This is a genomic window from Streptomyces iakyrus, assembly GCF_000717055.1.
Lineage (GTDB): Bacteria > Actinomycetota > Actinomycetes > Streptomycetales > Streptomycetaceae > Streptomyces > Streptomyces iakyrus.
Map to the genome: position 1 here is coordinate 184,060 of NZ_JNXI01000009.1, position 22,753 is coordinate 206,812.

Here is a 22,753-nt window from a genome sequence, read left to right on the forward strand (position 1 = left end):
ATGGGCAGTCTATGCAGCAGCATTCATCACCCGGCTGAAGGGCTGCCTTCGTGAATCGAGTTCTCCCCGCCGTGCGGCTGCGCGTCCCCACCCATGAGGACGCGATCGTCTGGCACCGGATCTTCGACGACCCGGACGTCATGGAGTTCCAGGGCGGCAGGGCCGCGGAGCTCTCGGTCTACGAGGAGCTCACCGCCCGCCAGCGCCGGCACGACGCCGAACTGGGCTTCTGCCTGTGGACCGTGCTGGACGGTTCGGGGCAGGTCATCGGGTTCACCGGCGCCCAGCCGTGGGAGCGGTCCTGGGGGCCGGCCGGGGAGATCGAGATCGGCTGGCGGCTCGGCCGCGAGCACTGGGGCAAGGGCTACGTCACCGCGGCCGCGCGGCAGACGCTGGAGCGGATGCGGGCCAGTGGCGTGCCGGGTGTCGTCGCGATGGTCGACGCCCGTAACAGCCGGTCCATCGCGGTGACCCGGCGCCTCGGGATGCGCCTGGCCGAGACGTTCACGACTCCGGCTTCGCAGCGGACGGGGCACTGCTACCGGCTCGACCTCCGGGACGCTGACGCAGCGTAGTCGACTGTCACAGAAAGACATCTGTCGCTTCCGGTCGGTGCGGGGCGGGAGTTACCCTTCCTGTACCGCTGGGGGTGACATCTGTGCACATTTCCCGCAAGACACCCGAAGTGCGCGTACCGCGTCTGGTCGGCCTGATGGCCGTGGACGCACGGGAGACGGCCCGGGCGCAGGGCCTCCTCCTCACCGCGCCGGACCGGCCCGAACTCGCTCGCGCCGTCGTCGACTACGTCGTACGCCAGTACCCGCAGCCCGGTGCCGAGGTGCCGCGGGACTCGATGGTCTACGTGTGGTTCGACTTCGGCCCCGGTGAGGGCGGCGGGGGCGTGCACGAACCGCGGATCCCGCGGCCGCCCCGGGGCGGTCTCCAGCGCGAGCTGGACGAGCCGGGCGACCCCTACATGGTCCTCAGCTCGCCTTGAAGCCCCGGTGCAGGGCGACGATCCCGCCGCTCAGGTTGCGCCAGGCCACCCGGGACCAGCCGGCCTTGCCCAGCCGCTCGGCCAGCGCGGGCTGGTCGGGCCAGGCGCGGATGGACTCGGCGAGGTAGACGTAGGCGTCGGGGCTGGAGGACACGGCCCGGGCGACCGGCGGCAGGGCGCGCATCAGGTACTCGGTGTAGACCGTGCGCAGCGGCGTCCACGTCGGGTGCGAGAACTCGCAGATCACGATCCGCCCGCCCGGCCGGGCCACCCGGAGCATCTCGCGCAGGGCCGCGTCCGTGTCCTGCACGTTGCGCAGCCCGAAGGAGATGGTGACGGCGTCGAAGGTGTCGTCCTTGAACGGCAGCCGCGTCGCGTCGCCGGCGGTGTACGGCAGCCAGGGCCGGCGCTGCTTGCCGACCTGGAGCATGCCCTGGGAGAAGTCGCACGGGACGACGTAGGCGCCGGTCTGCGCGAAGGGCAGCGAGGAGGTGCCCGTGCCCGCGGCCAGGTCGAGGATCTTCTGCGCCGGGCGCGCGTCGACCGCCTTGGCGACCTCCTTGCGCCATCGCCGGTCCTGGCCGAGGGACAGCACGTCGTTGGTCAGGTCGTACCGTTCCGCCACGTCGTCGAACATCGAGGCGACTTCGTGCGGCTGCTTGTCCAGGGATGCGCGGGTCACGGGCCCATTCTTGCAGCACCCCCTCCGGGCAGGAGCCGCGGCCGCTCGCGAGCCGCCACGTCCTCCACCCAGCCGCACAACAGCACGAACACCGCGATCAGCACCCAGCCCACGCCGAACAGGAAGAACGTGGCGGGCACGTCGTACTTCTCCAGGATCACCGGCACCTGGGGCGTCCAGGTCGGATTGGGGCCGTCGTCGGGAGGGGGTGGTCGTGTTCATGGCGCGCCCCGGTCAGTTGGCGCCGGCGGAGGCGAACACGGAAGCCGTCGGTGACGAGGTGGTGCCGCTCACGGCTTCCCCGGCCGGGGCCGACGGGGCGCCGCTGGGCCGGACCCCCGGGGCGCCGGGACCGGCCGGAACCCCCTCCGGCCGACCGCCGCCGGGCCCCGCACCCGCGAACGGCAGCAACTGCCACGGCGTCAGGGACGTCCCCCAGCCCATGAAGGCCGCGCCCAGGACGGCCGCGTACCCGAGGCAGACGGCCCAGGAGGAGACCGATCCGGCGCAGCAGCCGGGCGCGGCGTCCGGAGTTGTCAACGAACACGGGGCCTTGGGCGGACCCGTTGCCGCGTTTGCGACGGCGACCACCAGGGGTGCGGCTTTCGATGGCAGGCTCGGAATGCGAAGCTGCCCTTCCTCTGAGAGTTCCTCGGAAAGCCTGCGGAACTCGCCGCACGCGACCGACCCTGTGAGACGTTTGCTGCCGGGAAACGTACTTCCTGTTCTACCCTGACCTCACGAGAACGGGAGCGCACGTCATGAGGAGTTACCGGAAACCGGCGGCGGCCGGGCTGGGCTGTCTGCTGGCCCTCGCCACCGCCGCATGCTCCGGGCAAGGCGACGCGGGCGCTCCGGCCTCGAAGGCCCCCGCGTCCCCCACGGCGACGGCCGCGGCCGGCACCTCGTACGCCCCGTACCTCAGCGCCACCGAGGCCGCCGGCACCGACACCGCCGGCTCCCCCACGACGTACAACCTGGCGTTCGTCATCGCCGGCGGTGACGACTGCACCCCGCGCTGGAACGGCACGCACGCCATCGGCGACGCGAAGGTCGCCTCCCGCATCGCGAAGCTCACGGCGGACGGCGCCCGGGTCCGGGTCTCCTTCGGCGGCGCCTCCGGCAAGGAGCTCGCGGTGAACTGCGACAGCGCCGCGGCTCTGGCGACGGCGTACGGCAAGGCCCTCGACGCGGCCGGCACCACCCTGGCCGACTTCGACATCGAGGGCGACGAGCTGTCCGACTCCGCCTCCATCGCGCTGCGTTCGGAGGCGATCGCGCGGTTGCAGGAGGAACGGGCCGACCTGGAGGTCTCGTTCACCCTGCCGGTGATGCCGTCCGGGCTGGACAAGGACAGCCTGGCGCTCCTCGCCTCCGCCAACGACAAGGGCGTACAGGTCTCCACCGTCAATCTCATGACGATGAACTACGGCTCGTCGTACGACGGTGACATGGGCGGTTACGCCCTCACGGCCGCCAAGGCCGCGCACACCCAGCTGAGGAAGACCTTCGGCACCTCGGACCCGGACGCCTGGCGGGGCATGGCGCTCACCTCGATGATCGGCGTCAACGACGTCGCGAACGAGACGTTCACGCTCGCGGACGCCGCCGAGGTCCGGGCGTTCGCCGAGGAGAAGGGCATCGCCTGGGTGTCGATGTGGTCGACGGCCCGGGACCGGCAGTGCGCGGACAACTCGAAGCCGACCCAGGCGGCGACGGACTGCAGCGGGGTGCAGCAGGAAGCGGGGGCGTTCGGTAAGGCCTTCGCGGGCTGACCGGCCCTGGTCAGCGGGCCCGGTACACCAGCCGGCCCGCCAGCACGGTCGCCACACAGGTGGCCGCGCCGCGCTCGCGCAGGGCCGCCTCGTCGGGCACGTCGAACACGGCCAGGTCGGCCCGGCCGCCGACGGTCAGCGGGCCGTGGACCGTGCCGGGGAGGTCGTACCCCTCCGCGAACGGGTCGAGGTCGGGCCGCTCGCCCAGCAGCGTGCCGGGAGCGCCCGTGGTCCCCACGACGGTCAGCCCGGAGCGGGCGACGGCCGTGGCCACGAGCGGATCGCGGAAGCGGGCGCCGGGCGAGGCGACCGCCGTCGTGCCGTACCGCAGCATCCGCTGCACGCCGCGCCGCACACTGCCCGACCAGCGGCTCTCGGTGAGGTCGCCCAGGGCGGTCAGCCGCTCGCCCCACAGGGGCTGTTCGCCCAGCTCGTCGGCTTCGCGCGGGTCGGGGTGATAGCAGTGGCGCAGCAGCCACAGCGGGTGCCACTGGCGCAGACCCGGGGTGAGCACACCGGGCCAGCGCCGCCCCCGCGCGCCGGGCGCGTCCTCGGCGACCTCGTCGTAGGGCCCCACGGCCGTGATCCGGTCGCCGTCCACCACGACGGCGCCGTCCACGACGGGGTCCGCGCCCGCCGGGAGGACCAGCGGGGCGGCGTGGATCGTCAGCACGGCCGGGTCAGTTGGGCGCGAGCAGCTTCAGCTCGGGGTGAGCCGTGCCGCCCTCGATGGCCGTCGAGGAGATGTGCGAGACGACGCGGTCGTCGACCGGGTCGTTCGCCGGGTCGTCGTGGACGACGAGGTGCTCGTACGTGGTCGCGCGCTGGGCGGGCACCCGGCCCGCCTTCCGGATCAGATCGATGATCTCCATCCGGTTGGACCGGTGCTTGGCGCCGGCCGACGACACCACGTTCTCCTCCAGCATGATCGAGCCGAGGTCATCGGCGCCGTAGTGCAGGGAGAGCTGCCCGACCTCCTTGCCCGTGGTCAGCCACGAGCCCTGGATGTGGGCGATGTTGTCCATGAACAGCCGCGCGATGGCGATCATCCGCAGGTACTCGAAGAGCGTCGCCTGCGTGCGGCCCTTCAGGTGGTTGTTCTCGGGCTGGTAGGTGTACGGGATGAAGGCGCGGAAGCCGCCCGTACGGTCCTGGACCTCGCGGATCATCCGCAGGTGCTCGATGCGCTCGGCGTTGGTCTCGCCGGTGCCCATGAGCATCGTGGAGGTGGACTCCACGCCCAGATTGTGCGCGATCTCCATGATCTCCAGCCAGCGCTCGCCGGACTCCTTCAGCGGGGCGATGGCCTTGCGGGGCCGCTCGGGCAGCAGCTCGGCACCGGCACCGGCGAAGGAGTCGAGGCCGGCGGCGTGGATGCGCTGGATGGCTTCCTCGACGCTCACCTTGGAGATCCGGGCCATGTGCTCGACCTCGGACGCCCCCAGGCTGTGGATGACCAGCTGCGGGAACTCCTTCTTGATCGCGGCGAAGTGCTTCTCGTAGTACTCGACGCCGTAGTCCGGGTGGTGCCCGCCCTGGAACATGATCTGCGTGCCGCCCAGCTCGACGGTCTCCGCGCACCGGCGCAGGATGTCGTCCAGGTCGCGCGTCCAGCCCTTGTCCTTGGCCTTCGGCGGGGCGTAGAACGCGCAGAACTTGCACGCCGTGACGCACACGTTCGTGTAGTTGATGTTGCGCTCGATGATGTACGTCGCGATGTGCTCGGTCCCGGCGTAGCGGCGGCGGCGTACGGCGTCGGCGGCGGCGCCCAGCGCGTGCAGCGGGGCGTCCCGGTACAGCACGAGTGCCTCGTCCGGGGTGATCCGCCCACCGGCGGCTGCACGGTCGAGGATGGGCTGAAGGTCGGCCTTCTCGGTCACCGGGCGTCCCTTTCGTAAGGGTTGTGGACGGACCAGCCCAGCGTACGCCAGCGGTTCTCCGGGCCGGACGTCAGGCCGTGCGGGCGGGATGGGCGTAGGGGGCGGGCGGGGTGGGCGGGGTGCTCGGCGCCGAGAGGCGCTGCGGCCTGTGGCGCCGGACGAACCACAGCACGATCGCGGCGTAGAGCAGATCGGTGACGATGGCGGTGAGGGCCAGCGACCAGGGCGCGTCGGCCGCGGTCTCGTCCGACGACAGTCCGTCGACGACCGCTGCGGAGGCGCCGAAGGCCAGCAGGTTGTTCAGGACGTGCAGGGCGATCGCCGCTTCCAGTCCGCCGGTGCGGATCGTGAGCAGTCCCGCCACCAGGCCGTTCACCAGCAGGCCGAGGAAGCCCCACTGGGTGCCCCAGCCGTGCGCCGCGGCGAACAGCACGGCCTGCGGGATCACGGCGAACCACGGGGAGCGCACGAACGCCCCGGCCGCCTGGAGCAGCCAGCCGCGGAAGACGTATTCCTCGGCCGCGGCCTGCAACGGGACGAGGACGGCCAGCACGGCCAGGGCCGTGAGGAAGGAATCCCAGCCCACCCAGGCGCCGGTGTCGCCCGAGTCGTCCGGCAGGAGGAAGGACGTCACCGTGAGCAGGAGGATGGGCAGCAGGCCGGCCAGCAGACACCGCCCGAGCCAGCCGATCCGCAGCCGCCCGGTGACCGACGTGACGGTTCCGACGGGCCGTCTCGCCGGCCACAGCGTGGCCAGCAGCACCAGGGGCAGGGCTATCGCGATGGACACGAGGTCCATCGCCGTGTTCCCGAGCGGCCCCAAGTCGACGCCCCCGTCCGGCAGTTCCGGCGCGCCGAGCGCCGTTCCCAGACCCCAGGTGATGGCCAGCAGCAGGAGCATGAGGACGACGTAGGCGAGGCTCAGCAACACCGTGCCGACCACCGGCCGCCACCAGCTGTGCCGCCCGGTGGCCCGGTCCAGGCGGTGGTAGGCGTGGCCGGCGGGGTCGGGGGGTGGGGCCGTCGGGAACGCGGTAGGAGCGGTCGGGTACGGAGGCACGTTTGTCATGATCACAAGCATGCAGGGCTCTGGATCAGGCCGTGTAGGAACCCACCAGAAGCCCCAGCAACGCCCCCGTGATCAGGAACGGGCCGAACGGTATGGCTGTTTTACGGGTGGCCCGGCGGGTGATGACGAGGGCCGCGCCGTACAGGGCGCCCAGGAGGAAGCCGGCGAAGGTGCCGAGCATGACCGTCGGCCAGCCGTACCAGCCGAGGGCGGCCCCCACGCCGAGGGCGAGTTTGACGTCGCCGAAGCCCATGCCCGCGGGGTTGACGAGGAACAGGACGAAGTAGCCGCCGCCCAGGGCGAGGGAGGCGAGCAGGGCGGTGGTCCAGTGGCCGGCGTGTTCGGGGACGAGGGCGGTGAGGCCCAGCAGGACCAGGGCCGCGGCGGCGAAGGGCAGGGTGAGCGGGTCGGGCAGGCGCCGGACGCGGAAGTCGACGACCGTCAGCAGCACGCCGACCGGGGCGAGCAGCAGCCAGACCCCGAGTTCGGGGCGGGTGCCGGTCGCGGCGGCGAGGACGGCGCAGACCAGGGCGGTGGCGATCAGCAGCGGCGTCGTACGCGGCCCGTAAGCGGGCTCCGCACACTCGGGGCACGCCGCCCGCCCCAGCCAGCCCCTGACGGTGTGCCCGCCGGGGCACTCCTCCCGCCACACCTCCCCCGAGGGCGCCGAGAACCGGTAGGCCGCCCGCGGCAGCAGCGCTCCCGCCGCCGCACCCCACAGCGCGGCGGCGAGGACCAGCAGCCCGGTGGTCATCCCGCCGCGGCGATCGCGTCACGCCACGTCGGCAGCAGCTCGTCGAGCAGTGCCTCGGTGCGCGGCGGCAGCCCACGGGCCCCGCTGCGGCCGATGAGGTCGGTGGCGAGGGCGGTCAGCCGGTCCGGATCGCCGGTGGCGTGGGTGGCGCGCAGCAGCTCGTGCCACAGCCGCTCGTCGGCCGGAGCGGTGCGCAGGGCCGCGTTGAGCGCCTCGATGGCCTTCTCCGCGCGGTTCTTCTCCAGGTGGAACGCGCACAGCGCGAGCCCCGTGTCCGCGACGAGCAGCGGCAGTTGGGCGTCCACGATCTCGTGCGTGAGCCACCGGTAACGCCCCTCGGGCCGGTCGGCGAGCAGCGGCCCGCGCACCAGCACCAGCGCGTCGGTGAGCAGCCGCCCGCGCACGGCCCGGCTGTCGACGCCCTTGCCCTGCGTGGCCTCGTGGTACAGGGACCGCAGCACGTCCAGGTCGGAGACGACCGTCTTGGCGAGCGTGAGCCGGCCGGAGCCGTCGGTGGTCAGGCGGGGCGTGCCGTCGGGGTCTGCGCCGAGCCAGTCGTGCAGCCGGTCGAGCAGCGCGCCGCGCACGTCGTCGGTGACGCCGCGCGGCCACAGCGCCGAGGACAGCACGCGCGGGTGCACGCCCTCGCGGTGCAGGAGCAGCAGGGCGAGCGCCTCGTGCAGGAGCGCGCTGCGCTCCCCGTCCGGGTTGTCCAGGCCGATGACCTCGTACGGCCCGACGAGCCGGGCGTACACGGCCGGACGGCCCTGCTCGCTGATGTCGACGAGGAACGGCGGGGTGGAGGCGGGCCCGTCGGTCTCGCGCTCCGGGTCGGCCTCGACGAACAGCTCGACCACGGCCCGCTGCTGGGCGGCCGGCAGCAGCTGCGCGTCGAGTTCGAGTCCGAGGAGCGGCGCGAGCAGCTTGCCCTGGCCGGTGATCTCCATCTCCCAGGCGGCGCCCGGCAGATCGCCGGTCTCGGTGCCGACGAGGTAGCCGATGCCCAGGCGGCCGGCGTCGGCGGCGAGTTCGGCGAGCCTGACGGCGTCCTCCGCGGACGGCTGCGCGGCGAGCAGGACCAGGTGCGGGGCCCAACGGGTGTGCTGGGCGGGCCCGGTGCGCCCGGTGAGGACGGAGTCGTGCCCGGCGGCACCGAGCGCCCCGCGTCGCTGCCGCGTCTCGGCCTCCATGGTCTCGACGAGCGCCTCGACGTCCTCCAGGTGCCGGATGCGGTTCGGGGCGAGCGGGGTGAGGTCCTCGCCGAAGCCGACGAGCGTGATGGTCATGCGGTCGGACCAGCCGTTGGTCGCCAACTCGGCGGCGACGGAGGCGAACACGGCGGCCCGGTCGGCCTCCCGGCCGCTCAGCGAGACGATGCCGGGCACGGCCTCCAGGTTGAGCAGCAGCCGCGAGTCGTCCATGGTGCCGAGGCTGACCAGGCCCGGGTAGGGCGCGGCCGTGTCGACGTCCTCGTAGCGCTCGGCGTCGGTCCGGGCCAGCATCCAGAAGGTCTGGTCCTGGCCCTGCTGCCAGGGGGCCGGGGGCTTCCCGGCGGGCTGGGCGAGCTGGAGGTGCAGGTCGCCGTTGCTGAGCCAGGCCGCGTAGACGACCGGCAGCGCGCGCGACTCCTCGGCGAGGGAGGCGGCGAGACCGCGCAGCGACCGGTCGAGCAACCGCACACCCTCGGGGTCGGCACCGACGAGCAGCGCGTCCTGCACGTCCTGCGCGTCACCGGTCGGCGTGGGCGGCTCCATGCCGCGCCGCCCGCCGACGGACCCGAACGCCGACTGCCACAGCGCCTGCCGGCGCCGCCGCCCCAGGGCGCCGAGGAGACCGGCGGCGAGGAGGGGCGCGGTGAGGAGGGCTTCGGGCAGCCCGAAGGAGCTGTCGGACTCGGCGCCGACGGCGGTGGCCTGCTGGTGACCGGTGTCGTGGGCGGGCCGCTGCTGTTCGGGGACGGACACCTGGGTGGCGCCGCCGCCTGCGTGCTCGTGTCCGCCGCCCTGGGCACCTGCGCCTTGCGCATGGTCGCCGGTCCGGGCGTAGTCGCTGATCTGCTGCTGCACGTCGGGCGACACGTTGGGCGCCTCGTCGGGCATCTCGACGAGGTCGCCGCCGCGGGCGTCGCCGGGCATCTCCATGATCCAGCCGGGCCGGATGAGACTGGCCTCGGAGAGCCTGGACCCGTCCGGCTGCACGCGGTCCTTGTTGAGCTCGAAGATCTCCTTGTAGCGACGCCCGTCACCGAGGTGCCGTTGGGCTATCTCCCACAGGGAGTCGTGGTGACGCCCCTCGGGCGGCTGGATCCGGTAGAACTTCGTGTCGCCCTGCTGGGCGGTGCTGCCGCCGGCGTCGGCGTGGGCTGCGGCGTGCGAGGCCTGCTCCGCGAGCGCGGCCGCGGCGCCGGAGGCCTGCTCCTGCTGCTGGGCGAAGAGGCCCGGGGTGGCCTGGGCAGCCGCGACGGTCGGCTTCTGGTTGGCGTCGTAACCCGTCCCGAGCTGCGACAGCCCGGGCGTGAAGCTGGCGGCGGTTGCGCCGACGAGGAGCAGCGCGGCGACGAGCTGCCGCGCGAGCAACTGGCTCGGCCCGGCGCCGGGCACCCGCCCCGGCACGCCGACACCCGACAGCGCGGCCTTCATCTCCACGAGCACGCACGCCGTGAACTGCGCCCACGCCAGCCACACGATGACGGTGAGGATGTTCAGGAAGGTGTGAACGGTGATCTCTTGCTGGAGCCAGTCGAGACTCGGCACCCCGTCGGGCAGCGGCCACCCGATCTGCGTGGCCAGCGCGCCCGGCACGCCGACGAGCAGCACGGCCAGGGCGACGAGGGCGAAGAACGCCTTGACGAAGTCCCCGAACGACCGCCGCCGGATCCGCACGGGCTGCGGGGTCCGGTTCCGCGGGGCGGCCGTGGTCCCCGTCGTACTTCCCGACGTACTTCCCGTCGAGCTTGACGAGCTTGAGGTGCGGCGTCGCGGCATGGCGGGTGTCCTGGGGTCGTGTGTGGAGTGGGGTGAGGCCGAGCTCGGGTGAGGGGTGTGCTGAGCCTACAGAGATCTTATGGACTCTTACGGAGGGCGTCGAAGGGCGGATCGACGGATCCCCACCGAAGTCCGTTTTGCCCCTGCCGTCACGGGAGTTCACTCCGGGACCGGGCAACCGGGCACGTCATCTTCGCATGTGCCACGCAGGGCTTTCACTATCCCCACGCAATCAACCACTGCCTATCAAGGCCCCTTCACCCTCCCCTGATAGCTTCGTTCCCTGTCGCGTACACCGAAACTACGGGGGAACCAACAGTGGCCCGCCGCGCACTGACCACGACTGCCGCCGCGTTCGCCACGGCGGCAGCGCTGCTTCTGACCGCCTGTGGCGGAGGCGACGACGCGTCGTCGGACGACATCAAGGGCGCGGGCAACAGCTCGGGCAGCCCGTCGGCATCGCCGTCGGCCTCGGCGGCCGTCGTCAAACGCCCGGTGATCAAGCTCCCCAGCAGCTTCCAGCTGACGTTCGAGAACTGGACGAGCAGCGATCCGGTCGAGCAGGCGGTGCTGAACGACGGCAAGGAGGAGCTTCGAGCCGGGTACGCGGCGGTCATCGCGAACGATCCCGACAGTGAAGCCGTCGCCTTCTACGACACCGAAGGCGTCCGCGGACAGACCAAGCAGTGGATCAAGTCCTACACGGACAAGGGTTACACCGTCATCGGCAAGCTGCCCGCATTCAACCCCAAGGTCATCCTGGCCAAGAACGGCAAGGGGGCGGCGCTGACTTACTGCACGGACGAGACCGAGGCGAAGACCAGGCATCGCAAGACCGGCAAGGTCGAGGGCAACCCGGCGGGCACGAACCCCTACGTTCTCTACTCGCTCTCCCTGACGAAGAACGAGCAGGGCGTGTGGCAGAACTCGTCGGTGCGCGGTGAGCGAGGGAAGTGCTCCCGGTGAAGGCGTCGCACCGAGCGATACCCCTGATCATCACGTCCCTGGTCGTGACACTACTGAGTTCGTCGTCGGCGGGCGCATTCGGAGGCCCCGGCAGCGATGTGCGAGGTGGCGCCAACGACAGCGGTGAACTCTCCGCATCCGCCTCACACTCCCGCATCAAGGTCACCCAGACGAGCGGCCCCACGGGCGGCAAGCAGGGCACCGTCACGTCAACGGACGTGAACTGGAAGCCGCCGCCGTGCTGGTACGAACCGGTCTTCACCCCTGAGCAGCTGAAGAACTTTTCGGAGAACGACGGCAGCGGCGACGCCGGTCTGCGCGACGGCTGGTACGGATCGGAACTCTGGACCGACCACTTCAGGGACGAGAAGGACGCCACCACCATCTTCACGAAACCGGCGACCGTGAAGGGGTACAAGAACTACAACCTCGGCAAGAAGGGCTACTTCTGGCGCGGTGTCGCACCGAACGTGACCGAGCTCGACGACACGACCCTGTGCAGCCGGCTGATGTTCTGGCAGGACGCGGGCGAGATTCCTGACGTGCCGAACGCCCCCACCCCGGAGGTCCTCGCCGACTACGCCTACGACAAGGTCAAGGTTCCCGAGACCGAGGTGGAGTTGAAGCCGGCGGCCCAGTCGACGGTGAACCTGCCGACATGGGTCTGGCTGGACAAGGGCACGTTCAAGGACGTCAAGGTCCGGGCGGAACTCCCCGGTACGGGCCTGTGGGCGGAGACCACCGCCAAGCCGGTCGCCCTGCACCTGGACCCGGGCACCGAGGACGCCGAGGTCTTCCCCGCCTCCGGCGACTGCGCGATCAACGATGACGGCTCCATCGGCACTCCCTACACCAAGGGCGCCGCCGACAGGACGCCGCCGTGCGGCATCCGCTACCTCCGCGCGACCGACGGCACCCCGTACCAGCTCTCGGCCAGCGTCACCTGGAAGATCACCTGGGAGGGCTCCGACGGCTCCGCGGGCGACCTGCCCGACGGCACCTTCGAGACCACCCAGGACATGAACGTCCAGGAGATCCAGTCGATCAACCGCTGAGCGGACTCAGCGGCGCGTGACGGCGAAGGAAGGGCATGATCGAGGAACCCCGGCGTCACCGGGTCGAGTTCGCGAGCGGCACCGCCGCCTCCGTGGAGAAGCGGCGCTCCTTCCGCGACCTCGAACGCAACGACATCGAGCGGGACCTGCCCGGCTGGCCGGCCCGACCGCCCTTCAAAGTCCGAGGGTTCCTCGGCAGGCTCGGCCGGTACACGCTGACCGTCGTCACCCGCCTCCTGCTGCTGCCCCTCTACATCCTCGCCGACGCCCTCGGCAGCCCCGTCTCGCCGGAGAAGCGGGGGAAGCTGGAGGATCGTGCGAACGAGGTCGACGACTTCCCCGTCATGTGGGCGGGTGAAGGCGAGACGGCCCGTACGCTGCCGTGGCAGCTCGACCCCTCCCGGCGATCCTGGCGCACCGTGACCGAGATCGAACTCGCAGAGCAGGACGGGCTGGTGCGCATCTGGTCGTACGAGGACACGGCGCGGGGCAGCCGGCATCTCTCCTGGGGTGGCGGCGGGAAGGCCCCGGGATCCGAGGCTCTCCTCTGGACGCTGCCGCGGAGTGAAATCGTCGGCGCGGAGATCAAGCGGTTCAGCTGGGACGAGTCGGACTTCAAGGTCTACTTCCGGGACGGTTCGTGGGTACGGCTGACGAGTTCACCCGACGGCGCCCAGAGGATGGTCGCTCTGCTGGGTCAGGGGGCCCCTGCACATCGTCACCCTGCCTGAGCAAGTGCGCTCCCCTCCGGCTCCCCTCACGCCGGCCTCGTGACGTGCGATAACTTCGACACGCTCTCAAGCAGAGGTTGCAGCTGTCACGGGGGGAAACACGTGTCGAACAGGCCGACGGACTGGCACATACTCGACCTGGACGGTGACCCGACCCCCGGTGATCCCCAGCGCATCCGCAAACTCGCGGGCACGTTGCACGACTTCGCCGACGACGTCGCTGACGCTCTGCGCGATCTGAAGGGCATCGCCAAGGAGGACGAGATCCTCTCCTGGGCGGGCAAGACGGCAGATGTGTTCGCCGAGGAGTTCGCGGACGCACCCAAGAAGCTGCGGAAGCTGAAGAAGTCGTACGACCTGGCCGGTGAAGCCCTCTCTTCCTTCTGGCCGGACCTGGAGGCCGCGCAGGACAAGGCCGACAAGGCACTGCGGGACGGCCGGAAGGCGCGCGCGGAACTCACCACGGCGCAGACGGCCCTGTCCGGTGCCAGCGACTGGGTCCGGACGGCGACCGAGAAGAGCGACTCCTACGACCCTTCGAAGAACGGCGGCAAGGACGTCCCGAAGCCGGACGAGTCCGAGGTCCGCCGGGCCACCCGTAACGCGCAGCACGCCAAGGCTCGCCAGGACGCGGCCGAACGCGAGGTGCAGACCGCGCAGAACGCCCTCGATGCGGCGAAGAGGCTCGCGGGCCAGGCGAAGCTGATGCGCGAGGAGGCCGCCGGGCGCACGGCTCCGGAGCCGCGCAGCCGCACGTGATCCAAGACATGGCGAACTCCCTAGGGGTCCCCGTCAAGGCTCCCACCAACGCAGTCGGTGTGCCCAGCTTCGGCGAGGGCCCCTTCACACCGCACATCAGGGACGAGGGAGTGTGGCTCACCTTTCTTCCCATGGCCTGAAGACGGCGGCACCAGAAGGAGTTGCGATGATTCGCCCCGTAGGGTTTTTCTCTGAGCTCTCTCCCGGCTGGGGACTTGCGGAGACCGGTTCGATCAGGAATGCGGTCAGGCCCTTGGGCGAGCCGGACGAGAAGAACATCCTCGATTACCTCAGAAGCGGCACAGGGATCTGGAGTGAAATGAGTGCCGGCCCGGACGTTCTGGATCCTTACGCACCCGAAATGACCGGCATCGGATCACTGTACACGGACGGCACTTGGCTCTGGCGCGAGGATCTCACGTATTACGTGGCCACGTATCACGTCGCTCTGCCCAACGAATTCGTCGAGCACATCCGGACCCTAAAATACAAGGCTCCAGTAGTGAGCGAGAGCAGGCTGGTCGACATCGCCAAAAACGACCTCGGAATCAACATGTGACTGAAGTGGACCGGAAGAGACAGGTTGCATCGATGCCCAGTTTTTCGCTGGCGGTTCCCGAATCCTGGTGGGAGTTCGACATCCGCCCGGAAGGTCGTGAGGCCACCATCCGCGCTCTCGTCGACGAGCGGGTGCGGGAGACGCCCGAGCTGGCGCCCTATCGCGCCGACGTGACCACCATGCTCCGCAAGATGGCCAAGGACGCGCACGAGTCCGGTGCGCTGTACATGGGTTGCATGGCGGAGAACTTCGACGGCATCCCCCTCTCCGCTACGGTGACCGTCTCCGTCCTCGGAGCGAGGAACAAGCAGGGCGTGGCACTGTCCACAGACCCCCGCGCCATCGCCGAGACCCTGCGCTCCATCACGCCCCGCCGCGAGGGTGACGCCTGGCGCAAGGTGACGACTGTCGAGATTCCGGAAGTGGGGCCGGCCGCGCGCACGTACGGGGTGGAGGACGTGCCCGTCGCCGAGGGCGACGCTCGAACCCTGCGGATGGTGCTGACACAGACGTACGTCCCCCTGCCGGGAGCCACCGACAAGGTCGTACTCGTCTCCGGGGCCAGCCCCGTCCTGGACCTGGCCGACGCCTTCCATGACATCTTCGACGCTGTGACGAGTACCTTCCGCTTCGTCTGACCGTCCGACCTGCTGGGGGAATCAACATGGCCAAGGGCAAGAGCGACCTCGCGCTCCCGCTGACCGAGCTGGAGAGCTACGGGCGCCGGCTGCGGTCCATCAAGACCCGTCTGAATCACACCAAGAAGCTCTTCGCGTCGTACAAGGACGCCATCGGCGACGGCAGTGTCAATGACGCGCTCGACGATTTCGAGTCCAACTGGGAAGACGGGCGCGAGGACATCACGCAGCAGTTGGATGCGCTGGCGAGTATGTCCGATGCCGTCGTGCGAGAGTTCAAGAAGCTGGACGACGAACTCGCCAAGAAGGTGAACGACGCCATGAAGACCGAGGACAAGCGGGGCGGTAAGGGTGGTAAGGGCAGTAAGGGAGACGGCGGGGGAAAGTAGCCCCCTGTCCGAGAGACGGACGCGAAAAAGAGCCCCGAGGCGCAAGCCCCGGGGCCTTCTTCATGCGATCGTCAGTGAGCGACGGCCGCGTTGAGGTGCAGGTCCGCCGCGATGCCCTGCGGCGAGACGGCAAGGCCCACGCCGCCGCCGACGCCGGCGGTGAGGCCGGCGGCCGTGGTCTCGACGTAGAGACCGGCTGCGGCGCCGGCACCCGCGGCAGCACCGCCCGCCTGGCCGCCGGCGATGGTGTCCAGCTCGGCGTCGGACATCTGGGCGGTCTGGATCTGCGGGGTGAAGGCCATGGAGGGCGGTTCCCTTCGTTCAATAATTCGAAGTGCTCGGGCGCGACTGATCAAAGCACGCCAGAAGAAGGGGCGGCCAGTCAATGCCCAGTCCGTGGATATGGACAGGAGTGGTTTTCCGGGCGCATATTCACGGGTGTGACCTTTTGATCACCCGGGACCTCGTCGTCTTCACATTCCTGCCACTTCGCGGTACGGAAATGCGTTCCGCGGGGCGGGAAACGAGCCGGCCTCGGCTTCTGTCCCACTCCGCCACGACCTCACGGTGAACGGTGTGCAGATTCGCCGAATGTTCCGGATCGGCTCAGCCGACCTCGTTCTGCGCGACCGCCTGCCCGTGGACCACCACATCGCCGCCGTAGAACATCCCCGTGAAGACCGGGGAGTACGTCAGCTGTACCTCCACCTCGACCTGCTCGGCGTTCGCCGCCACGCAGTGGGTCGCGCCGATGTCCGCGCCCGTCATGTCCATCTCGCGGGCGAAGGCCTTCACGCGGGCGTTGCAGTTCTCGAAGTTGATCGGCGCGGGGCCGCCCTCGTTCTCGTAGAGGGCGTCGCGGTCGATGTCCTGGGCGGCGTAACGGGCCGCCTGTTCGGCGATGTCGGCGGCGCGCTCCCGCTTGGAGATGGACAGGCCGCCGTCGATGACGAACGCCGAGAGGGAGAGGAAGACGAGGGTGAAGATGATGACCGCTCCCGCGCCGGAGCCACGGTCGTCCAGACGTGCGCCACGGGCCGCCCACCAGGACGGCCGGGAAGACCGAAGGTGTCTCACGCCGACCTCCGGAACGGGTCGAGGGGGGAGCTGAAGCTCGACGACAGGGTCGTCGGGACGTCGAGGCCGAGCATGGCGAGGCCCCGCACCTGGCAGCTCACCTCGACGGTGAAGATGGTGTCCGGTTCGAAGCCCTGGCTGGTCTGCGTGACGGACACCGGGCCCGAGCAGACGTCCGCGAGGTTCGCCTCCGCGGCCTTCTTCGCCTCGGCCATGGCCGTCGCGTGGTCCTTCTGGATCGAACCCGCGCGGGCCGCGTCCCGGGCCGCGCCGTCGAGCGCCCCGCGGCCGTCCACCAGCTGGCCGAAGGCCACCAGGACCAGGATGAACAGGATCATCACCGGCGCGAGGATCACGACCTCGACGGTGGACAGGCCACTGTCGTCCGCGGACCGGCGGCCCCTGAGGAAGGAGGGGAAGGACATTCAGTTGCCCTCTTCCTGGACGAACCGCTCCACCGGCCCCACCGACTGCGCGTGCACCGTCAGGTCCAGTCCGGGAAACACCGTCGGGACCCTCGCCGCGATCTCCACGCCCACCGTGTTCTGCTCCGGCTGCACCATCGTCACGTCCGGGGACAGGACGAGTTGAGGGCCGAGCTGGCGGATGTAGCTGTCCACCACGTCCCGCGCCTCGCCCCGCCACGCACCCGGCTGTTCGTCGGCCGTGGCCCGGGCCTTGCGGGCTCCGGCCTGGGCCGCCGCCTGGGCGACGTGGTCCGCGAAGAAGTACAGGGCGAACTGCACCGTCGCGAAGATCATGAAGAACAGGACCGGGGTGAGCAGCACGAACTCGATCGCGGTCATGCCTGAGTCGCCGCGGGCGGCCGCACGTTCCCGTGCGGCCCGCACCCAGCGGCGTGCCCGTCTGCCCACATCTGCCGGCATCCCGTGAACCCCGTTGCTCCTGATGCTTCCGACGCTCCCGAGGGCGATCAGCAGGTCTTGCCCGCGTCCGCGCCCTTGATGCAGTCGCCGACCTTGTTGGCACCCTCGCTCAGCGCGGCGTTGATGATGGCGGCCACGACACCGACGATCGCCACGACGACCGCGGAGATGATGACCCACTCGACCGCGGAGGCACCGCGGTCCAGCTCGCCGGAGCGGGCCCGCTCGGTGCGGGCCTGGAGGAAGGTGACGAGGAAGTCCACGGCGGGGATGCCGGTGTGGAAGGTGCGTCCGTTCATGACGTCTTGTCCTTTCGAAATCAGGTCACGGAGTTCTGGAGTTGTGAAGGTCGCTCACTGCGAGCTCACCGCAAGGCTCATGCACGGCTCACTGCACCTGGAACACCCGCATCGCCGCCGGAAAGATCAGGAACACCAGGAACCCGGCGCACAGCAGCAGCTGGGCGACGAGCATCGACTGGGACTTCTCGCCCGCACTGCCCTCGATCTCGGCGAGTTCGCGGTGCCGCATGGTCTCGGCGCGGGAGGCGAGGGACTCGCGGACCTTGGCACCGTCGTCCGCGACCAGGGCCAGGGAAGCGGAGAGGTCCTTGAGCTCCTCCACGCCGATCTCCTCGCCGAGCGCGCCGAGCGCCTGCCACTGGCTGACGCCGGTGATGCGGGCGTCGGACAGGGCGTTGCGGATGCGCTGGTTGGCCCAGCCGTCGGACACCTCGGCAGCCGCCATCAGGGCCTCGGGCAGACCGCGTCCGCCGGCGAGGCTCATCGACACCAGGTCGAGGTAGGCGCCGATCACCCGCCGCAGGTCGCGCCGCTTCTCGGCGGCGTCCCGCCGTACCTCCAGGTCGGGCAGGAAGAAGAAGACGACCGCGAAGAGCAGGGCCAGCCAGACCGGGATGATCGGGCTCCTGCCGAAGCCCAGCGTGTAGACGATGGCGAACAGGAACGGACCGAAGAACAGACCGGCCACGCCCAGCAGCACCTTCGTCGCCAGGAACTTCTCCCAGCTGCGGTCCAGTACCGCGAGGTCCGCGCGCAGCGAGCGCTGCTCCCAGCCCTGCTGGAGGTAGAACTCCGAGACGCGCAGGCCCACTTCGGCCCGGAGCGCGCCCAGGCGGCCCTTCTCCCGCTCGACGCGGGCCGACTCGTAGGCCGAGCCGCGGGCGCGCATCGCGTCGATCCGCGCGACCTGGGAGATCGCGCTGCGCTTGCTGGGCATGAGGGCGCGGACGAGGGCGTAGATGCCCAGGCCGATGACGGCGCCGACGACGAGCGGCATCGTGAGATCCATCAGCGCGCCCCCTCTTCCTGCGGCAGCCGCTGCTGGGACTGCGCGTGCGACGGTGTCCTCGGGCGGACGAACTGGACGGAGGCCTCGTCGCGGACCAGGAAGCGCTCGGGCGTCTCGATGGTGGACAGCTTGCGCAGCCACCAGAAGCCGAGCGCGAACAGGCCGCAGACACAGGCCAGGACGAGCTGGCCGACGGCCGTTCCGTACGGCTCCACGAAGTCGCGGTTGAAGATCGACAGGCCGAGGACGAAGGCGATGGAGACCGCGACGACGATCTGCACCGACCTGCGGGTCGAGGCGCGCTGGGCCATGACCCGCTGGCGCATGTCGACCTCCTCGCGGGCCGACTTGGCCAGGGCGCCGAGGACTTGGCGCAGACCCGGGCCGCGCAGCCGCGCGTTGAGGATGAGGGCCGCGACGATGATGTCGGCGGAGGCGTCGTCGATCTCGTCGGCGAGCTGCTGGAGCGCCTCGGGCAGCGGAGTGCGGGCGCGCAACCGGTCGACGAGGGCGTCGAGGTGGGGGCGCAGGACGGGGGCCGCGGCACGGGCGGAGGCCGGGATGGCCTGCTCCAGGCCCACGGCGCCGGCGATGGTGTCGCGCAGCGACTCCGTCCAGGAGGCGAGGGCCTCCACGCGGCGCATGGCCGCCCGCTCCTCACTGGCGCCGCCGAACAGGCGGTCCCAGAAGAAGACGAGGACGCCGGCCGCGATGCCCGCGACGGCCCAGCGGGTGAGGACGAGGACGACCAGGCCCACGATGGCGGCGAGTGAGCCACGCTGCCCGGCGAAGCGGAGCAGTTCGCCCGCCCGCTCGGCGGCCTTCTGCTTCTCGTGGTCGGGCTTGGCGGGCAGCCCGCGGACGGCGATGAGGAGGAGGGCGAGGCCACCGCCGACGGCGACGCCGCTCCCTATCGAGTACAGGACGGTGGTGGAGAACAGGCCGCCCATGGAGCCGAGCGAGCCGATTGCCGCGAGGTTCGTGGTCATCCCCGGCTCACCCCCAGGTCCCGGACGGCTGGTAGCCGTGTGCCATCAGTTCCTCCAGGCAGGCTATGGGGGCGTGCGGCACGATCCGGCCGTCGGGGGCCTCCGCGAACACCTCGCTGGACAGCACCCGTCCGTCGACGCCGTTGACCTCGCGGACGGAGGTGACCATGCGCTGGAGACGGCCGCCGTTGCCGAAGTTGTTGCGCCGCTGGATGAAGACGACGAAGTTGACCGCGCCCGCGATCAGCATCTGGCTGGCCTCGATGGGCAGCCGCTCCGTCGCCTGGAGCGCGTAGGTGGAAATACGGTTGAAGACCTCGTGCGAGCTGTTGGCGTGGATCGTGGACAGCGAGCCGTCGTTGCCCTGCGACATCGCATTGAGCATGGTGACGATCTCGTCGCCGAGGACCTCACCGACGATGACGCGGGAGGGGTTCATACGCAGCGAGCGCCGCACCAGTTCCGCCATCGAAATAGTGCCCTGACCCTCGGAGTTGGGCAGGCGCTCCTCGAAAGCGACCACGTTGGGGTGCAGGTCGGGGAAGGTGTCGAGGCCGAGCTCCAGGGCCCGTTCGACGGTGATGAGGCGCTCGCCCGGCGGAATCTCGTTGGCGAGGGCCCGCAGGAGCGTGGTCTTGCCGGCGTTGGTGGCCCCGGCGATCATGATGTTCTTGCGGGCCCGGACCGCGCAGGCCAGGAAGTGGGCGACCTCGGGCGACAGGGTGCCGTTGCCGACGAGGTCGGAGATGAACACCTTGCCCATGCGCGCGCGGCGGATGGACAGGGCGGGCCGCCGGGTGACGTCCATGACGGCCGACAGTCGCGAACCGTCGGGCAGGCGCAGGTCGAGCTGCGGGTTGGCGGAGTCGAAGGGACGCGAGGACAGACCGGAGTACGCGCCGAGCACCTGGATGAGCTCGATGAGCTCCTCGTCGGTCTCGGCGACGGGGTCACCCTGGACCTCGCGGCCGTCGGCGTAGCCGATGAACACCTGGTCGCAGCCGTTGATGTCGATGTTCTCGACGTCCGGGTTGTCCAGCAGCGGCTGGAGCCGGCCGACGCCGAACAGCGCGGCGTGCACGGCGGCCGCGTACTGCTCCTCGGTCTCGGCGTCCAGCGGCGTACGGCCCGCGTTGATCTCGGCGCGGGCGTACTCCTCCAGGATCTGGGCTATGACGGCCCGGGCGTACTGCCGTTCGTCCTCCGTGGACATCGGAGTGACGCCCGCGGCCTGGTCCTGCCGGCGCTGCTCGGCGATGCGGTCGCCGGCGTCCTGGCGGAACCGCTTGACCAACTGGTGGTCGACAGCGGTCATGCGCCGGCCCCTGCGTGGCCCTGCATCCGGCCCGGGGCGTGCGGGGCGTGGTGGGCCTGCGGTGCCTGGTTGGCCTGCGCGGAGGCCGCCCAGGCGGCGCCGTACTGCTGGTAGAGGTCGGCGGCGACCTTGCGGGCCGAGCGGATCAGCAGCGACTTGTCGAGCCGGCCGCGCTTGCGGCCGGCCAGCTGGTCGGCGCCGGCCGGGTCGTCGGCGATGGTGCCGACCACGCGGGCGCCGGTCTGGGCGTGCACGAGCATGTCGTTGACCTGCGAGGCGAGCTTGCCGGCCGTGCCGGTGTCGGCGATCAGGACGACGCCGATGATCGGGGTGCCGAGGCTCGCGGCGCCACGCGATCCGCCGTGCAGCTTGCCGGCGAGGGCGGCGGCCCGGTCACGGACACGGGCGAGGGCCTCCGGCTCGGTGCGCGAGATGAGCAGCACGAGTGCGGCGTGCGGGAACAGCTCGACGGCCGGGGTGTCGCCGCTGATGCGTCCGCAGTCGGCGATGACGTCGGCGGCGGCGTGCGGGGAGTCGGCCAGGGAGTTGAAGGCGTGCCCGAGGGTCGGCCACAACCCCGCCAGTCCGGCGGCCTGTTCGGCGATCCCGAGCCCGACGAGGACCTCGAGACCGCCGCTCAGCGGCTGGACGTGGTCCCAGAGCTGGTCGGGCACGAGGCCGCGGCGCGCAGTGGCGGCAATGGAGAGCATGCCGGTGTTGGGGTTGAGCGGTCCGCCGTGCGCGGCGGCACTGCGGTAGACGAGGTCACCGCCCGCCGGGTCCGCCTCGGCGAGCAGGACCCGCCGCGGCCAGACCGCCGCGAGGGCGACGGCCGCGGTGGTGACGCCGGGGGAACCCTTGTCGGCGGCGAGAGCGATGAGCGCCATGGGGTGGGTGCCGCCTTCTAGTTGCCGGGGACGTGCACGATGGCGACCTCGTTCGCGGCCGCCGCGGAGGCGAGCGCGGCCGCGTCGGCCTGGTCGACGAGGAGGGTGAGCGAGAGGTTGCCCGTGCTCACGGTGGCGTCGTCGTCCGCCACGACGGAGTTCACGCGCGCGTTGTCGACGAGGGCGCCGCCGACGGAGGTGCCGCCCGAACCGCTGTTGCCCTCGGAGTTGCTCGAACCGGAGCCGGTGGAGCCGACGCGGTAGGCGGAGACGATGTCGCCGGCCTTGATGTCCGCGGGGTACGTGCCCTCCTTGAGGGCGAGCCCGACGGAGGCCTTGCCGGCGGGCAGGCTGGCCTTCTTGGCGAACATCTCACCGACGGCGAGAGTCCCGGCGTAGAGCGTGGACTTGGCCTTGTAAGACTTGATGGTGTCGAGCTGCGCCCACTCGATGTAGTGGATGTTGTCGTCTTTGGCGACCATCACGGAGGTCACGTCACTGTCGGTGAGGGACTCCCCGGCCTGGACCTCCTTCGTCACCTTGACGACCTCGATCCGGTCACCGGCCTGGAGCACGAGCATCGTCGCCCCCAGCGCACCCACCAGAATCAGCAGCACGGCGAGCGCGGCCAGTGCCGGTTTGCGCTCGCGAGGCGGGGTGGGAAGCCGGTCGCCGACCGACGGCTGAGCCGGAGCGGCAGAACGACCTGCGCCCGCCCCCGTACGCTCTTGGATCTTCACGCAACCGCTCCCCGTACACCCAAGAAGATGTCTGTCATGTGCCTTCAAATTCGGACACTTCACCCGCGTCGACCCGCACGGAAAAGCACGGGACGGGCCGGACGTACCCGCCCGACCTGGGCGAATAGCCAGCACTGGGGGTGAGTGTCAAGCCATCGCACCGTATCAGCCGCACATAAGCCCCTCAAGGCGCGTCCGACCCCAGGGGCCGCAGGGTACGGCCTGTTATCCATCTGCAACGTCCCACCCGCCCAACCCGGCCGGGGACAGCCCCACATGACATCAGCACCTGTGCGCAAGCGAATCGCC

27 protein-coding genes and 1 pseudogene are annotated in these 22,753 nt (G+C 70.6%); 10 read left to right on the plus strand and 18 right to left on the minus strand.

Features of this window, described 5'->3' with window-relative positions; translation table 11 throughout:
• Window positions 1-50 precede the first annotated feature (50 nt).
• A complete protein-coding gene (locus tag OO68_RS16295) occupies window positions 51-575 on the plus strand; it encodes a GNAT family N-acetyltransferase (RefSeq protein WP_033309062.1) in 525 nt (174 codons plus the stop codon).
• A 110-nt stretch (window positions 576-685) separates the two neighbouring features.
• Window positions 686-997 carry a PASTA domain-containing protein gene (locus tag OO68_RS16300; RefSeq protein ID WP_033309063.1) on the plus strand — a complete coding sequence of 104 codons (312 nt, stop codon included), beginning with the start codon at window positions 686-688 and terminating at the stop codon, window positions 995-997.
• Here OO68_RS16300 and OO68_RS16305 read toward each other — a convergent pair.
• From OO68_RS16305 to OO68_RS42300, 3 genes and pseudogenes are all read right to left on the minus strand, one after another.
• Window positions 984-1,679 (minus strand): demethylmenaquinone methyltransferase, encoded by a 696-nt coding sequence (locus tag OO68_RS16305; RefSeq protein ID WP_033309064.1) that lies wholly within the window; start codon window positions 1,677-1,679, stop codon window positions 984-986. The genes OO68_RS16300 and OO68_RS16305 overlap by 14 nt on opposite strands.
• Window positions 1,676-1,867 (minus strand): annotated as a pseudogene (locus tag OO68_RS45480) (hypothetical protein); the annotation flags it as partial. The pseudogene OO68_RS45480 and the gene OO68_RS16305, both read right to left, overlap by 4 nt.
• 46 nt (window positions 1,868-1,913) lie before the next feature.
• Window positions 1,914-2,219 carry a hypothetical protein gene (locus OO68_RS42300; protein WP_329503598.1) on the minus strand — a complete coding sequence of 102 codons (306 nt, stop codon included), beginning with the start codon at window positions 2,217-2,219 and terminating at the stop codon, window positions 1,914-1,916.
• A 221-nt stretch (window positions 2,220-2,440) separates the two neighbouring features.
• Here OO68_RS42300 and OO68_RS16315 point away from each other — a divergent pair, with 221 nt between their 5' ends.
• Entirely contained in the window at window positions 2,441-3,454 is a 1,014-nt protein-coding gene (locus tag OO68_RS16315) for a chitinase (RefSeq protein WP_033309065.1), read from the plus strand.
• A gap of 10 nt (window positions 3,455-3,464) precedes the next feature.
• On the opposite strand, the gene OO68_RS16320 is transcribed toward OO68_RS16315, so the two are convergent.
• From OO68_RS16320 to OO68_RS16340, 5 genes are all read right to left on the minus strand, one after another.
• A complete protein-coding gene (locus OO68_RS16320) occupies window positions 3,465-4,127 on the minus strand; it encodes an imidazolonepropionase-like domain-containing protein (RefSeq protein WP_033309066.1) in 663 nt (220 codons plus the stop codon).
• Between the two features lie 7 nt (window positions 4,128-4,134).
• The gene (gene mqnC / locus OO68_RS16325) at window positions 4,135-5,334 is read right to left on the minus strand and encodes a cyclic dehypoxanthinyl futalosine synthase (RefSeq protein ID WP_033309067.1); all 1,200 of its coding nucleotides are present in this window, start codon (window positions 5,332-5,334) and stop codon (window positions 4,135-4,137) included.
• 70 nt (window positions 5,335-5,404) lie between these two features.
• Window positions 5,405-6,403, minus strand: a complete 999-nt coding sequence (locus OO68_RS16330; protein WP_078625332.1) for a CPBP family intramembrane glutamic endopeptidase — start codon at window positions 6,401-6,403, stop codon at window positions 5,405-5,407.
• Between the two features lie 25 nt (window positions 6,404-6,428).
• On the minus strand, window positions 6,429-7,157 hold the full coding sequence (locus tag OO68_RS16335; RefSeq protein ID WP_033309068.1) for a prepilin peptidase: 729 nt from the start codon (window positions 7,155-7,157) through the stop codon (window positions 6,429-6,431).
• Window positions 7,154-10,039, minus strand: a complete 2,886-nt coding sequence (locus OO68_RS16340) for a BTAD domain-containing putative transcriptional regulator (RefSeq protein WP_033309069.1) — start codon at window positions 10,037-10,039, stop codon at window positions 7,154-7,156. Before OO68_RS16340 ends, OO68_RS16335 begins: the two co-directional genes overlap by 4 nt.
• A 420-nt stretch (window positions 10,040-10,459) precedes the next feature.
• Here OO68_RS16340 and OO68_RS16345 point away from each other — a divergent pair, with 420 nt between their 5' ends.
• The 7 genes from OO68_RS16345 to OO68_RS16375 all read left to right on the plus strand — a co-directional run bounded on the left by OO68_RS16345 (window position 10,460) and on the right by OO68_RS16375 (window position 15,238).
• On the plus strand, window positions 10,460-11,107 hold the full coding sequence (locus tag OO68_RS16345; RefSeq protein ID WP_051814668.1) for a hypothetical protein: 648 nt from the start codon (window positions 10,460-10,462) through the stop codon (window positions 11,105-11,107).
• Window positions 11,108-11,151: 44 nt separating this feature from the next.
• Entirely contained in the window at window positions 11,152-12,162 is a 1,011-nt protein-coding gene (locus OO68_RS16350; protein ID WP_245236993.1) for a hypothetical protein, read from the plus strand.
• A 35-nt stretch (window positions 12,163-12,197) separates the two neighbouring features.
• A complete protein-coding gene (locus OO68_RS16355) occupies window positions 12,198-12,893 on the plus strand; it encodes a hypothetical protein (protein WP_051814669.1) in 696 nt (231 codons plus the stop codon).
• Window positions 12,894-12,995: 102 nt separating this feature from the next.
• On the plus strand, window positions 12,996-13,652 hold the full coding sequence (locus tag OO68_RS16360; RefSeq protein ID WP_245236995.1) for a putative T7SS-secreted protein: 657 nt from the start codon (window positions 12,996-12,998) through the stop codon (window positions 13,650-13,652).
• Window positions 13,653-13,818: 166 nt separating this feature from the next.
• Window positions 13,819-14,211 (plus strand): hypothetical protein, encoded by a 393-nt coding sequence (locus tag OO68_RS47675; RefSeq protein WP_245236998.1) that lies wholly within the window; start codon window positions 13,819-13,821, stop codon window positions 14,209-14,211.
• Between the two features lie 32 nt (window positions 14,212-14,243).
• The gene (locus OO68_RS16370; RefSeq protein WP_033309070.1) at window positions 14,244-14,849 is read left to right on the plus strand and encodes a hypothetical protein; all 606 of its coding nucleotides are present in this window, start codon (window positions 14,244-14,246) and stop codon (window positions 14,847-14,849) included.
• Window positions 14,850-14,875: 26 nt separating this feature from the next.
• Window positions 14,876-15,238 carry a hypothetical protein gene (locus tag OO68_RS16375; RefSeq protein WP_033309071.1) on the plus strand — a complete coding sequence of 121 codons (363 nt, stop codon included), beginning with the start codon at window positions 14,876-14,878 and terminating at the stop codon, window positions 15,236-15,238.
• Window positions 15,239-15,309: 71 nt separating this feature from the next.
• Here the strand turns inward: OO68_RS16375 and OO68_RS16380 are convergent, their stop codons facing one another.
• The 10 genes from OO68_RS16380 to OO68_RS16425 all read right to left on the minus strand — a co-directional run bounded on the left by OO68_RS16380 (window position 15,310) and on the right by OO68_RS16425 (window position 22,444).
• Window positions 15,310-15,540: a hypothetical protein gene (locus OO68_RS16380; RefSeq protein ID WP_033309072.1), complete on the minus strand. Its 231-nt coding sequence runs from the start codon at window positions 15,538-15,540 to the stop codon at window positions 15,310-15,312.
• 304 nt (window positions 15,541-15,844) lie between these two features.
• Window positions 15,845-16,315 carry a pilus assembly protein TadG-related protein gene (locus OO68_RS16385; RefSeq protein WP_033309073.1) on the minus strand — a complete coding sequence of 157 codons (471 nt, stop codon included), beginning with the start codon at window positions 16,313-16,315 and terminating at the stop codon, window positions 15,845-15,847.
• Entirely contained in the window at window positions 16,312-16,740 is a 429-nt protein-coding gene (locus OO68_RS16390; protein WP_033309074.1) for a TadE/TadG family type IV pilus assembly protein, read from the minus strand. The genes OO68_RS16385 and OO68_RS16390 overlap by 4 nt, the downstream gene beginning before the upstream one ends.
• On the minus strand, window positions 16,741-17,202 hold the full coding sequence (locus tag OO68_RS16395) for a TadE family protein (protein ID WP_033309075.1): 462 nt from the start codon (window positions 17,200-17,202) through the stop codon (window positions 16,741-16,743).
• Window positions 17,203-17,249: 47 nt separating this feature from the next.
• On the minus strand, window positions 17,250-17,501 hold the full coding sequence (locus tag OO68_RS16400; protein ID WP_031107180.1) for a hypothetical protein: 252 nt from the start codon (window positions 17,499-17,501) through the stop codon (window positions 17,250-17,252).
• Window positions 17,502-17,589: 88 nt separating this feature from the next.
• Window positions 17,590-18,513, minus strand: a complete 924-nt coding sequence (locus OO68_RS16405) for a type II secretion system F family protein (RefSeq protein ID WP_033309076.1) — start codon at window positions 18,511-18,513, stop codon at window positions 17,590-17,592.
• Window positions 18,513-19,463, minus strand: a complete 951-nt coding sequence (locus OO68_RS16410) for a type II secretion system F family protein (RefSeq protein WP_033309132.1) — start codon at window positions 19,461-19,463, stop codon at window positions 18,513-18,515. The genes OO68_RS16405 and OO68_RS16410 overlap by 1 nt, the downstream gene beginning before the upstream one ends.
• 46 nt (window positions 19,464-19,509) lie before the next feature.
• Window positions 19,510-20,817 (minus strand): TadA family conjugal transfer-associated ATPase, encoded by a 1,308-nt coding sequence (locus tag OO68_RS16415; protein WP_033309077.1) that lies wholly within the window; start codon window positions 20,815-20,817, stop codon window positions 19,510-19,512.
• Window positions 20,814-21,704, minus strand: a complete 891-nt coding sequence (locus tag OO68_RS16420; protein ID WP_033309078.1) for a hypothetical protein — start codon at window positions 21,702-21,704, stop codon at window positions 20,814-20,816. Before OO68_RS16420 ends, OO68_RS16415 begins: the two co-directional genes overlap by 4 nt.
• Before the next feature lie 17 nt (window positions 21,705-21,721).
• Window positions 21,722-22,444 (minus strand): hypothetical protein, encoded by a 723-nt coding sequence (locus tag OO68_RS16425; protein ID WP_033309079.1) that lies wholly within the window; start codon window positions 22,442-22,444, stop codon window positions 21,722-21,724.
• Window positions 22,445-22,753: the final 309 nt, after the last annotated feature.

Coding starts and splice junctions, on each gene's coding strand:
- OO68_RS16375 (WP_033309071.1), top strand. CDS start 14,876: ATGGCCAAGGGCAAGAGCGACCTCGCGCTCCCGCTGACCGAGCTGGAG.
- OO68_RS16335 (WP_033309068.1), bottom strand. CDS start 7,157: ATGACCACCGGGCTGCTGGTCCTCGCCGCCGCGCTGTGGGGTGCGGCG.
- OO68_RS16420 (WP_033309078.1), bottom strand. CDS start 21,704: ATGGCGCTCATCGCTCTCGCCGCCGACAAGGGTTCCCCCGGCGTCACC.
- OO68_RS16370 (WP_033309070.1), top strand. CDS start 14,244: ATGCCCAGTTTTTCGCTGGCGGTTCCCGAATCCTGGTGGGAGTTCGAC.
- OO68_RS16380 (WP_033309072.1), bottom strand. CDS start 15,540: ATGGCCTTCACCCCGCAGATCCAGACCGCCCAGATGTCCGACGCCGAG.
- OO68_RS47675 (WP_245236998.1), top strand. CDS start 13,819: ATGATTCGCCCCGTAGGGTTTTTCTCTGAGCTCTCTCCCGGCTGGGGA.
- OO68_RS16330 (WP_078625332.1), bottom strand. CDS start 6,403: ATGACAAACGTGCCTCCGTACCCGACCGCTCCTACCGCGTTCCCGACG.
- OO68_RS16410 (WP_033309132.1), bottom strand. CDS start 19,463: ATGGGCGGCCTGTTCTCCACCACCGTCCTGTACTCGATAGGGAGCGGC.
- OO68_RS16315 (WP_033309065.1), top strand. CDS start 2,441: ATGAGGAGTTACCGGAAACCGGCGGCGGCCGGGCTGGGCTGTCTGCTG.
- OO68_RS16390 (WP_033309074.1), bottom strand. CDS start 16,740: ATGTCCTTCCCCTCCTTCCTCAGGGGCCGCCGGTCCGCGGACGACAGT.
- OO68_RS16405 (WP_033309076.1), bottom strand. CDS start 18,513: ATGGATCTCACGATGCCGCTCGTCGTCGGCGCCGTCATCGGCCTGGGC.
- OO68_RS16400 (WP_031107180.1), bottom strand. CDS start 17,501: ATGAACGGACGCACCTTCCACACCGGCATCCCCGCCGTGGACTTCCTC.
- OO68_RS16355 (WP_051814669.1), top strand. CDS start 12,198: ATGATCGAGGAACCCCGGCGTCACCGGGTCGAGTTCGCGAGCGGCACC.
- OO68_RS16395 (WP_033309075.1), bottom strand. CDS start 17,202: ATGCCGGCAGATGTGGGCAGACGGGCACGCCGCTGGGTGCGGGCCGCA.
- OO68_RS16415 (WP_033309077.1), bottom strand. CDS start 20,817: ATGACCGCTGTCGACCACCAGTTGGTCAAGCGGTTCCGCCAGGACGCC.